This window comes from Streptomyces sp. NPDC005574 (assembly GCF_040605435.1).
Classification (GTDB): Bacteria; Actinomycetota; Actinomycetes; order Streptomycetales; family Streptomycetaceae; genus Streptomyces.
This window is the reverse complement of the sequence record NZ_JBEXCW010000160.1, coordinates 1-10552: the sequence shown is the minus strand read 5'-3', so window position 1 is coordinate 10552 and position 10552 is coordinate 1. Positions and strand designations below refer to the sequence as shown.

The following is a 10552-nucleotide window of genomic DNA, read 5'->3' as shown; positions in this document are numbered from 1 at the left end:
GTGATATCGGGTTGATGAAGGGCGCTGCCAGCCATTTGCAGGGTGCGTCCGAGTCCGGCCGCTCCGTAGCACCAGACATCGCGGGGGCCGCTGCGGACCCGGGCCGCCTACCAGCGGCACCTGCGCCGGCGTGAACCCGTCGACGAGGACTGCCGCGCCGCGAACGCCCTGGGCGTCGGCCGCTACCGCCGCACCGGCTCCACCCGTGCCCTGCCCGACGACACCCGGGCCCGTGACCGCGGCGCAGCCGTGTCCCACGGCGCCCCGCCGCGGAACTGACCCCCGCTCACCGCAACCGGAGTATTCGATGCCCTCATCCCCGACGGCCCCGCCGCCGGAAGAGCCCGGGGCCGGCGCCTCGCGGGCCCACCGCCCCCGGACCCCAGGTCCCCTCGGCACCGCGGCCGCCGCCCTGCTCCGCGTCCTGCGCCCCCGCGGCCGCAGAGCGCCCCGCAAGCACCGCCGTACCACCCGGCGGGAAGCCGCGTTACGCCACCGCCTCACGCTGGACCTGGACGACTGCCGACAGCAACGGGACCGCTGGCAGCGGCACGCCGACTCCTACGAACGGGAGCTGACCGTGGTCTCGCTCGAACGCGCGCACCTCCTGGCCTGGGTGGCGGCGCTGCACCCGGCGAGCGCCGTCGTCGTCCCGGCCGCCGGCCCGGGGCCGGCGGGCACGCACCAGTTGCGGCTCGTGGTCGGCCGGCGGCCGCTGTCCTGGCGGCTGCGCCCCGCCGACCTGGCGCTGTTCACGCACGTCCGGCACGCGGAGCCCACCACGGCACCGGCGGAAGGCGACGTTCACCGCCCCCTGGACCAGGCCGCCCACATCCGCAGGCACACCCGTCTGCTGGCCATCGAGGCGACCCTGTTCACGGCACCCGCCGCCACCGGCGGACGGACCCGGGTGCACTCCGGCGACCGCTGACGGCACACCCGCCGAGACTCCGGCCGGCAGGCTCGGGAGGCACGTCGGCCGGATCCACAGCGCCCCCCTGCGAGGACTCCCGGCAGGGGGGCGCGTCCCGGTCCGCACCCGCCGGGCGGCGACGGCCCCTACAGCCAGCCCGCGAACTCCAGCAGCAGCTCGGCGTCCTGGGGGCGTCCGACGCGCAGGGCCCGTACCCCCGACTCCACGGCCCGGAACAGCGTCCAGCCCCGCAGCCGCTCCTGGTCCACCTCCAGGGACTCGGCCAGCCGCTTCACCCGCCGCCGGGTCGTCGTGGCCCCGGACGGCGACGCGATCAGATCCTCCACCCGGTCGCGCACCAGCCGGGCCAGGTCGAAGGCGCACTCGCCGACGACCGGATCGGGGCCCACGGCCAGCCACGGCATCCGCTCGGCGGCGAGCACCTTGCTCTGCCGGAACGTCCCGTGCAGCAGCAGTCGTTCGGGGGGCGCGGCCACCAGTTCCTCGCGCGCCGCGAGCGCGGCGGTCACCAGCGGGGCCAGCTCGGGGTCGGCGTCGGCGCTCGCCCGCATCGCCTCGGCCTGCCGCCCGGTCCGCCCCTCGACGCTCTCGAAGAGGCGGGCGTCCTCGCCGCCGGGCGGCTCCACCCACAGCCGGCGCAGCGTCCCGGCCGCCTCCAGCAGCGCCTTGGCCTCCGGCAGCGACCGCACCGACACGTCCGGGTGCAGCCGCTCCAGGAGCAGCGCCCCGTCGGCCGCGGACTCCTCCGCCAGCTGTACGGCGCCCGAGCCGCCCCAGTGCGCGAGCGCGGCCCGTTCGCTCTCCGGCCGGGCCCGGGGCGGGGCGAGCTTCAGCACGGCGGGCGTCCCGTCCGGCCGTCGCACCAGCACGACCAGACTGCTGCGCCCGCCCGGCACCTGCACCCGCTCCACGGTCAACTCGCGTACAGCGACGGCCTGTTCAGCCGTCTCGGACAGCTTCTCCGCCCACTCGTCACCGTCCGGTGCGCTCTCCCCGAGTGCCCTCGCCAGACGCCGCGGCGGTTCGAAAGCCATGCGCGAGTTGTTCCCTTCCCGTACCTGCCGAGCCGTGCTCCCGGAGCCGTGCGCCCGCCGAGCCGTACGCCTTACGCCGCCGGGGACGCCGACGGTGTGCCGGTGCCGGCCCGCTCGGCGAGACCAGGGAAGGCTACGCTCTCGCCGCGCCAGCGCACCGCGCGCACCGCCGCCTCCCGCAGCGCCTCGGCGGCCGTACGCCGCTGTCCCGCCTCGGCTGCCCGCACCAGGTCGGAGTACACGCCGGCCACCCGGTCCTCCAGCTCGGCGGCGAGCCGCACCGCCGCGGCGGGGTCCGGCACCGGGAAGGGCAGCGCGTACGCGGCGGCCGCGGCCGTGGGCCTGCCGCCCAGGTCGCGCACCGCGCGCACGAGCGCGTCCCGGCGCGCCCGGTGGGCGTCGTAGGCCGCCCGGGCCTCGGGCCGCCGCTCCTCGCCCACCCGTCCGCCGACCACGCCGTAGCCGTACACCGCCGCGTGCTCGGCTGCCAACGCGGCCTGGAGCGCCTTCAGTTCGCCCTCGTCCGTCCCGCTCACCGGGTTCCCTCCGTCAGCAGGTACGCGTGGGCGGCGCCGGCCGCCGCGGCCGAGGCCAGCAACCGCGCCAGTTCCCCGGGCACGTCGAGCAGTGCCGTGGTCCGCCGGTCCGCGAGCGCCCGCTCGGCGGCGGCGAGCCCCGCCAGGGCGTCCTTCTCCCGCGTCGGCACCGCGGCCACGGCGGCCGACACGGCGGAAGGGGTGGCCGAGGGGGCGGTCGACGGGTCGGCCGGGGGAGTGGCGGAGTCGGTCGGGGGCACCGTCCCGGCCGGTCCGGCCGCCAGGGTCCCGCCGAGCGCCTCCACGTGCCGCACGACCTCCGCCCGCAGCGGTGCCAGCCGCTCCGCGAGCGCCGGATGTACGGCGAGGACCGCCTCGTAGGACTCCACGAGCCCCGCGCTGTCGCGGGCCGCACGCGCGCGCGCCCGCTGGGCCGCCGACTGGCTGCCGCCGGTGCCGGCCGACTCCTCGGGGGCGTGCGAGCAGCCCACCAGGAGGGCGGCGCCCGCGGCGGAGGCGAGCAGGGTTCTTCGGCGCGGCCCGGCCAGGGCGCGCGGGGGTGGGGGGAGCGGCACGGCAGACGTCCTCGGGGGCAGTTCGTACGAAGGCGGACACGACGGCAGACGCGAAGGGAAACACCAGGCGGGGCGGCCCGCCCGTGATCACGGTACCCGCGCACCCGTCCGCCACCACCCAGCGGCACCGCCCTCGGCGCTCCGGACGCCGGACCGCCCCCGGGCGGACACCGAACGGGCGGCGGGCGGACGCGGGACGGGCGTCCACCGGACGGCCCGCGACCACCCGGTGGACGGCAACACACCCCTGGACCGGATACCCTTTGACCAGACACGCGACGTTCCCACAACAGCACACGCGGCCGAGGAGTCACCCGGATGAGCACCACCCAGAGCGACAGGCTGCGAGAGCTCCTGGAACCGCTCGTCAGCTCCCAGGGTCTGGATCTCGAGGAGATCGCGGTGGACTCGGTCGGCCGCAAGCGTGTGCTGCGCGTCGTCGTCGACTCCGACACGGGTGCCGACCTGGACCAGATCGCCGATGTGAGCCGCGCGCTCTCGGCGAAGCTCGACGAGACCGACGCGATGGGCGCGGGCGAGTACACCCTCGAGGTCGGAACGCCCGGTGCGGAACGTCCTCTCACGGAGCGCCGGCACTACGAACGCGCCACCGGGCGGCTGGTGAAGTTCCAGCTGACCGGGGGCGACGAACTGGTGGCCCGCATCCTGGAGGTGGGCGACGAGGGTCTCGACCTCGAAGTGCCCGGCGTGAAGGGCCGCAAGGCCACCACGCGCGCGCTCGCCTTCGGGGACGTCGACAGGGCCCGCGTCCAGGTGGAGTTCAACCGCAAGGACGACAAGGGCAGCAGCAAGGACATGAAGGAAGAAGAGGAGGAGGCGTAGCCGTGGACATCGACATGAGTGCCCTGCGGGGCTTGGTGCGGGAGAAGGAGATCTCCTTCGACCTGCTGGTCGAGGCGATCGAGTCGGCCCTCCTCATCGCCTACCACCGCACCGAGGGAAGCCGCCGTCACGCGCGCGTGGAGCTCAGCCGGGAGACCGGCCATGTGACCGTGTGGGCGAAGGAGGACCCCGAGGACCTCGAGGAGGGCCAGGAGGCCCGGGAGTTCGACGACACCCCGTCCGACTTCGGCCGTATCGCCGCCACCACCGCCAAGCAGGTCATCCTGCAGCGACTGCGCGACGCCGAGGACGACGCGACGCTCGGCGAGTACGCCGGCCGCGAGGGCGACATCGTCACCGGCGTGGTCCAGCAGGGGCGCGACCCGAAGAACGTGCTCGTGGACATCGGCAAGCTCGAGGCCATCCTGCCGGTGCAGGAGCAGGTCCCGGGGGAGGTCTACACGCACGGCCTGCGCCTGCGGTCGTACGTCGTCCGGGTGGCGAAGGGTGTCCGCGGTCCGTCCGTGACCCTTTCGCGCACCCATCCGAACCTGGTGAAGAAGCTCTTCGCGCTGGAGGTCCCGGAGATCGCGGACGGGTCGGTGGAGATCGCCGCCATCGCGCGTGAGGCCGGGCACCGTACGAAGATCGCCGTCAGGTCCACCCGTTCGGGTCTGAACCCCAAGGGCGCCTGCATCGGCCCCATGGGCGGCCGGGTGCGCAACGTCATGGGCGAGCTGAACGGTGAGAAGATCGACATCGTCGACTGGTCGGACGACCCGGCCGAGATGGTGGCGAACGCGCTGTCCCCGGCCCGGGTCTCCAAGGTGGAGGTCGTGGACCTCGGTGCCCGTTCCGCGCGCGTGACGGTGCCGGACTACCAGCTGTCGCTGGCGATCGGCAAGGAAGGGCAGAACGCCCGGCTGGCCGCCCGTCTGACCGGCTGGCGGATCGACATCCGTCCGGACACCGAACAGGCTGGGGAATAGATCTCGGCCTGCAGTGGCTTAGATCACGACAACAACCGTTCGAACCCTGCCCCGAAGGGGTGAGGTCCGTCCGGGGAGGTAGACTTAACGGTGTCTGGCCGGACGCACGCCCGTGCATGCCCTGAACGCACCTGTGTGGGGTGTCGGGAGCGAGCGGTCAAGAACGATCTGCTGCGCATCGTGGCGATCAAGGACGCATGCGTTCCTGATCCACGCGGTACGCTGCCCGGCCGGGGTACGTACGTACACCCCGCCCTGGTCTGTCTCGACCAGGCGGTACGCCGCCGGGCGTTTCCGCGGGCGTTGCGCGCCCCGGGACCGCTCGACACAAAGGCGTTGCGCCGGTACGTCGAGCAGACCGACAGTTGCTGACAGGCAACACCGTAGGAGTGTCGCGCGGAACCCCGCGCGGCCCTGGTATTCCGCGAGTTGGAAGTAGGTCGAGATTGCGATGAGCACTCGATGAGCACGCGATGAGTACGCCCATGAAGTAGCGACGGTCCGGACGCAACCCGGACCTAAAAGGAGCGAAGTGGCTAAGGTCCGGGTATACGAACTCGCCAAGGAGTTCGGGGTGGAGAGCAAGGTCGTCATGGCCAAGCTCCAAGAACTCGGTGAATTCGTCCGTTCGGCGTCCTCGACGATCGAGGCCCCCGTTGTACGCAAACTGACAGACGCCCTCCAGCAGGGCAACGGAGGCGGCAAGTCCGCCCCCGCGCGCAGGGCTGCCCCGGCGAAGCCGGGCGCCCCCTCTCCCGCGCAGGCGGCCCGTCCGGCCGCTCCGCGCCCGCCGGCCCCGAAGCAGGCCGAGGCGCCCGCCGCGGCTCCGGTCACCCCGGCGTCGCCGGCCTCCTCGGGCCCGCGTCCGGGTCCGAAGCCCGCCCCGAAGCCCGCTCCGGCGGCTCCGGCTCCGGCCGTCCCCGAGTTCACGGCACCCCCGTCGGCTCCCGCCGCACCGGCCTCCTCCGCTCCGCGTCCGGGCGCTCCGCGTCCGGCCGCCGACCGTGGTGACCGTCCCGGCGCCCCGCGTCCGGGCGGTGCCCGTCCGGCCGGTCCCGGCCAGGGCGGCCAGGGCCGTGGTGAGCGTCCCGAGCGCGGCGACCGTCAGGGCGCCCCGCGTCCCGCCGGCCAGTCCCCGCGTCCCGGCGGCGCCCGTCCCACGGGTCCCCGTCCGGGCAACAACCCGTTCACCTCCGGTGGCTCCACCGGCATGGCGCGCCCCCAGGCCCCCCGGCCGGGCGGCGCACCCCGCCCGGGCGGTGGCCCCGGCGGTGCCCCGGGCGGCGCTCCGCGTCCGCAGGGCGCAGGTCAGGACCGCGGTCCTCGTCCCCAGGGCGGTCCCGGCGGCGCTCCGCGTCCGCAGGGCGGTGCCCGTCCCACTCCGGGCGGCATGCCTCGTCCGCAGGGCGGCCCCGCCGGCGCCCCGCGTCCCGGCGGCGGCAACCGTCCGAACCCCGGCATGATGCCGCAGCGTCCGGCCGCGGGCACCCCGCGTCCCGGCGGCGGTCCCGGCCGCGGTCCCGGCGGCGGCGGCGGTCGTCCCGGCGGCGGCGGCTTCGCCGGTCGTCCCGGTGGCGGTGGCGGCGGTGGCGGCTTCGCCGGTCGTCCCGGTGGCGGCGGTGGCGGTGGCGGCTTCGCCGGCCGTCCCGGCGCTCCCGGTGGTGGCGGCGGCTTCGCCGGCCGTCCGGGTGCTCCCGGTGGCGGCGGTGGCCGTCCCGGCTTCGGTGGTCGTCCCGGTGGTCCGGGTGCCCGTGGTGGCACGCAGGGCGCCTTCGGCCGTCCCGGCGGTCCCGCGCGTCGTGGCCGCAAGTCGAAGCGGCAGAGGCGTCAGGAGTACGAGGCCATGCAGGCCCCGTCGGTCGGCGGCGTGATGCTGCCTCGCGGCAACGGACAGTCCGTCCGCCTGTCGCGCGGTGCCTCCCTCACCGACTTCGCCGAGAAGATCGGCGCCAACCCGGCGTCGCTCGTCGGCGTGATGATGAACCTCGGCGAGATGGTCACGGCCACGCAGTCCGTCTCCGACGAGACGCTGAGGCTCCTCGCGGACGAGATGAACTTCGTCCTCGAGATCGTCAGCCCCGAGGAGGAGGACCGCGAGCTGCTCGAGTCCTTCGACATCGAGTTCGGCGAGGACGAGGGCGGCGAGGAGTTCCTCGTGGCGCGTCCGCCGGTCGTGACCGTCATGGGTCACGTCGACCACGGCAAGACCCGCCTCCTCGACACCATCCGCAAGACGAACGTCGTCGCGGGCGAGGCCGGCGGTATCACGCAGCACATCGGTGCGTACCAGGTCACGACTCAGGTCAACGACGAAGAGCGCAAGATCACCTTCATCGACACCCCGGGTCACGAGGCGTTCACCGCCATGCGTGCCCGTGGTGCCAAGTCGACCGACATCGCGATCCTCGTGGTGGCGGCCAACGACGGTGTGATGCCCCAGACGATCGAGGCGCTGAACCACGCCAAGGCGGCCGACGTGCCGATCGTGGTCGCGGTCAACAAGATCGACGTCGAGGGTGCCGACCCGACCAAGGTGCGCGGTCAGCTCACCGAGTTCGGTCTGGTGGCCGAGGAGTACGGCGGCGACACCATGTTCGTCGACATCTCCGCCAAGCAGGGCCTCAACATCGAGGCTCTCCTGGAGGCCGTGGTCCTCACCGCGGACGCCTCGCTCGACCTGCGGGCCAACCCGGAGCAGGACGCGCAGGGTATTGCGATCGAGTCCCGTCTCGACCGCGGCCGCGGTGCCGTCGCGACCGTCCTGGTCCAGCGAGGCACCCTGCGGGTCGGCGACACCATGGTGGTCGGCGACGCGTACGGCCGTGTCCGCGCGATGCTCGACGACAAGGGCGACCACCTGGAAGAGGCGGGTCCCTCGACCCCGGTCCTCGTCCTGGGTCTCACCAACGTCCCGGGCGCCGGCGACAACTTCCTCGTCGTCGACGAGGACCGCACGGCCCGTCAGATCGCCGAGAAGCGTGCCGCCCGTGAGCGGAACGCCAACTTCGCCCGCCGGGGTGTCCGGTTCTCCCTGGAGAACCTGGACGAGGCCCTCAAGGCCGGTCTGGTGCAGGAACTCAACCTCATCATCAAGGGCGACGCGTCCGGTTCGGTGGAGGCTCTCGAGTCCTCGCTGCTCCAGCTCGACGTCGGCGAAGAGGTCGACATCCGCGTCCTGCACCGCGGTGTCGGTGCGGTCACGGAGTCGGACGTCGACCTGGCGATGGGCTCCGACGCCATCGTGATCGGCTTCAACGTCCGTGCGGCCGGTCGTGCCGCGCAGATGGCCGAGCGCGAGGGTGTGGACGTCCGTTACTACTCGGTCATCTACCAGGCGATCGAAGAGATCGAAGCGGCCCTCAAGGGCATGCTCAAGCCGGAGTACGAAGAGGTCGAGCTCGGCACGGCGGAGATCCGCGAGGTCTTCAAGTCGTCCAAGCTGGGCAACATCGCCGGTGTCCTGGTCCGGTCCGGCGAGGTCAAGCGCAACACCAAGGCGCGCCTCATCCGCGACGGCAAGGTGGTCGCGGAGAGCCTCAACATCTCCGGTCTGCGCCGCTTCAAGGACGACGTCACCGAGATCCGCGAAGGGTTCGAGGGCGGTATCAACCTCGGCAACTTCAACGACATCAAGATCGATGACGTCATCGCGACGTACGAGATGCGGGAGAAGCCCCGGGCGTGAGCCCTCGGGTTTCCGAGACGGTCCGGTCCGGGGCCGGTCGACGGGAAGTAATTTCCGTCGATCGGCCCCGGCCGTTCGTTGTACGGTTCTGATGTCCCTGCCACACGGATGGCGGGGCCATCGATCCCGGACCGGCGGGTGAACCGGTTACACACATGTATGTGGGGACACTGTCCTTCGACCTGCTCCTCGGCGACGTACGGTCGCTGAAGGAGAAGCGCTCCGTCGTCCGCCCGATCGTCGCCGAACTCCAGCGGAAGTACGCGGTGAGCGTGGCCGAGGTGGAGCACCTGGATCTGCACCGCAGGGCCGTCATCGGTCTCGCGGTGGTGTCCGGTGACACGGGGCACCTGAGCGACGTGCTGGACCAGTGCGAGCGGCTGGTCGCCGGCCGCCCCGAGGTGGAGCTGCTGTCCGTCAGGCGGCGCCTCCACGGCGAAGACGACTGACGAACCGAGAACGAGATCAGGAAAGAACGGGAGACGGACCAGTGGCCGACAACGCGCGGGCGAAAAGGCTGGCGGACCTCATCCGGGAGGTGGTGGCCCAGAAGCTGCTGCGTGGGATCAAGGACCCGCGGCTCGGCTCACACGTCACCATCACGGACACCCGGGTCACGGGTGACCTGCGGGAGGCGACCGTCTTCTACACGGTGTACGGGGACGACGAGGAGCGGGCGGCGGCCGCCGCCGGTCTGGAGAGCGCCAAGGGCGTCCTGCGTTCCGAGGTCGGCCGTGCGGCCGGGGTGAAGTTCACGCCGAGCCTCACCTTCGTCGCCGACGCCCTCCCGGACACCGCCAAGACCATCGAGGACCTCCTCGACAGGGCACGCCAGTCCGACGAGAAGGTGCGCGAGGTGTCCGCGGGCGCCGTGTACGCAGGCGAGGCGGACCCGTACAAGAAGCCGGACGACGAGGACGAGACGGACGGCGACGCCGCGGAATGACGCAGAAGCACACCACGCCCGACGGCCTTGTCATCGTCGACAAGCCGTCGGGCTTCACTTCGCACGACGTGGTCGCCAAGATGCGCGGGATCGCCAGGACCCGGCGTGTGGGCCACGCTGGCACCCTCGACCCCATGGCGACGGGCGTCCTCGTGCTGGGCGTCGAGCGGGCGACCAAGCTGCTCGGGCACCTCGCGCTCACCGAGAAGGAGTACCTGGGGACCGTCCGCCTCGGACAGACGACCCTGACCGACGACGCCGAGGGCGAGATCACGAGGTCGTCCGACGCCTCGAAGGTCACCCGCGACGCCGTCGACGCCGGGATCGCCAAGCTGACCGGCGCCATCATGCAGGTGCCGTCCAAGGTCAGCGCCATCAAGATCGACGGGGTGCGGTCCTACAAGCGGGCGCGGGAGGGCGAGGAGTTCGAGATCCCCGCCCGGCCCGTCACCGTCTCCTCGTTCGCGGTCCACGACGTCCGTGAGGCCGTCGCCGAGGACGGCACCCCCGTCGTCGACCTGGTGGTGTCCGTGGTCTGCTCGTCCGGCACCTACATCCGGGCGCTCGCACGGGACCTGGGGGCCGACCTGGGCGTCGGCGGTCATCTGACCGCGCTGCGCCGGACCCGGGTGGGGCCGTACAAGCTCGACACGGCCCGGACCCTCGACCAGCTCCAGGAGGAGCTGACCGTGATGCCGATCGCCGACGCCGCCGCTGCCGCGTTCCCACGCTGGGACGTGGACAGCAGGCGGGCCGGGCTGCTCACCAACGGGGTGCGGATCGAGATGCCCGAGGTGTACGCGGCGGCCGGCACCGTCGCCGTCTTCGACCCCGAGGGCCGGTTCCTCGCGCTCGTCGAGGACCACAACGGCAAGGCGAAGAGCCTGGCCGTCTTCGGCTGACGGGCCCCATCACCGGGAACGTCCTGCCCGTGGAGTGGCGAGCACGCACCGCTCCCACAAGGGGCTGAACAACCGGGCGGAGAACAGCCACCAGCCAACGAGGCAGCG

Annotated in this window: 11 protein-coding genes; 8 read left to right on the top strand and 3 right to left on the bottom strand. The window is 73.0% G+C overall.

Annotated elements, in window-relative coordinates; all coding sequences use genetic code 11:
* The first annotated feature begins 307 nt into the window (after positions 1 to 307).
* Positions 308 to 931, top strand: a complete 624-nt coding sequence (locus tag ABZT03_RS41365) for a hypothetical protein (RefSeq protein ID WP_356048972.1) — start codon at positions 308 to 310, stop codon at positions 929 to 931.
* 128 nt (positions 932 to 1059) lie between these two features.
* Here the strand turns inward: ABZT03_RS41365 and ABZT03_RS41360 are convergent, their stop codons facing one another.
* The 3 genes from ABZT03_RS41360 to ABZT03_RS41350 all read right to left on the bottom strand — a co-directional run bounded on the left by ABZT03_RS41360 (position 1060) and on the right by ABZT03_RS41350 (position 3079).
* Positions 1060 to 1968 (bottom strand): aminoglycoside phosphotransferase family protein, encoded by a 909-nt coding sequence (locus ABZT03_RS41360; RefSeq protein WP_356048970.1) that lies wholly within the window; start codon positions 1966 to 1968, stop codon positions 1060 to 1062.
* 71 nt (positions 1969 to 2039) lie between these two features.
* Complete coding sequence (locus ABZT03_RS41355; RefSeq protein ID WP_356048967.1) at positions 2040 to 2504, bottom strand: DUF4439 domain-containing protein; 465 nt, start codon at positions 2502 to 2504, stop codon at positions 2040 to 2042.
* A complete protein-coding gene (locus ABZT03_RS41350) occupies positions 2501 to 3079 on the bottom strand; it encodes a hypothetical protein (RefSeq protein WP_356048965.1) in 579 nt (192 codons plus the stop codon). Before ABZT03_RS41350 ends, ABZT03_RS41355 begins: the two co-directional genes overlap by 4 nt.
* A 318-nt stretch (positions 3080 to 3397) precedes the next feature.
* Here ABZT03_RS41350 and rimP point away from each other — a divergent pair, with 318 nt between their 5' ends.
* The 7 genes from rimP to truB all read left to right on the top strand — a co-directional run bounded on the left by rimP (position 3398) and on the right by truB (position 10444).
* Entirely contained in the window at positions 3398 to 3922 is a 525-nt protein-coding gene (gene rimP, locus ABZT03_RS41345) for a ribosome maturation factor RimP (protein WP_356048964.1), read from the top strand.
* 2 nt (positions 3923 to 3924) lie between these two features.
* Positions 3925 to 4911: a transcription termination factor NusA gene (gene nusA, locus ABZT03_RS41340; RefSeq protein WP_356048962.1), complete on the top strand. Its 987-nt coding sequence runs from the start codon at positions 3925 to 3927 to the stop codon at positions 4909 to 4911.
* Between the two features lie 90 nt (positions 4912 to 5001).
* A complete protein-coding gene (locus ABZT03_RS41335) occupies positions 5002 to 5283 on the top strand; it encodes a YlxR family protein (protein ID WP_356048960.1) in 282 nt (93 codons plus the stop codon).
* Between the two features lie 160 nt (positions 5284 to 5443).
* On the top strand, positions 5444 to 8596 hold the full coding sequence (gene infB, locus ABZT03_RS41330; protein WP_356048959.1) for a translation initiation factor IF-2: 3153 nt from the start codon (positions 5444 to 5446) through the stop codon (positions 8594 to 8596).
* A 155-nt stretch (positions 8597 to 8751) separates the two neighbouring features.
* Positions 8752 to 9045 (top strand): DUF503 domain-containing protein, encoded by a 294-nt coding sequence (locus ABZT03_RS41325; RefSeq protein WP_356048957.1) that lies wholly within the window; start codon positions 8752 to 8754, stop codon positions 9043 to 9045.
* A gap of 41 nt (positions 9046 to 9086) precedes the next feature.
* Positions 9087 to 9542: a 30S ribosome-binding factor RbfA gene (gene rbfA / locus ABZT03_RS41320; protein ID WP_356048956.1), complete on the top strand. Its 456-nt coding sequence runs from the start codon at positions 9087 to 9089 to the stop codon at positions 9540 to 9542.
* Positions 9539 to 10444 carry a tRNA pseudouridine(55) synthase TruB gene (gene truB, locus ABZT03_RS41315; protein WP_356048954.1) on the top strand — a complete coding sequence of 302 codons (906 nt, stop codon included), beginning with the start codon at positions 9539 to 9541 and terminating at the stop codon, positions 10442 to 10444. Before rbfA ends, truB begins: the two co-directional genes overlap by 4 nt.
* The last annotated feature ends 108 nt before the right edge of the window (positions 10445 to 10552 follow it).

Excerpts from the sequence above, each read along its gene's own strand:
- ABZT03_RS41325 (WP_356048957.1), top strand. The coding sequence starts at position 8,752 with ATGTATGTGGGGACACTGTCCTTCGACCTGCTCCTCGGCGACGTACGG.
- ABZT03_RS41365 (WP_356048972.1), top strand. The coding sequence starts at position 308 with ATGCCCTCATCCCCGACGGCCCCGCCGCCGGAAGAGCCCGGGGCCGGC.
- ABZT03_RS41360 (WP_356048970.1), bottom strand. The coding sequence starts at position 1,968 with ATGGCTTTCGAACCGCCGCGGCGTCTGGCGAGGGCACTCGGGGAGAGC.
- truB (WP_356048954.1), top strand. The coding sequence starts at position 9,539 with ATGACGCAGAAGCACACCACGCCCGACGGCCTTGTCATCGTCGACAAG.
- rimP (WP_356048964.1), top strand. The coding sequence starts at position 3,398 with ATGAGCACCACCCAGAGCGACAGGCTGCGAGAGCTCCTGGAACCGCTC.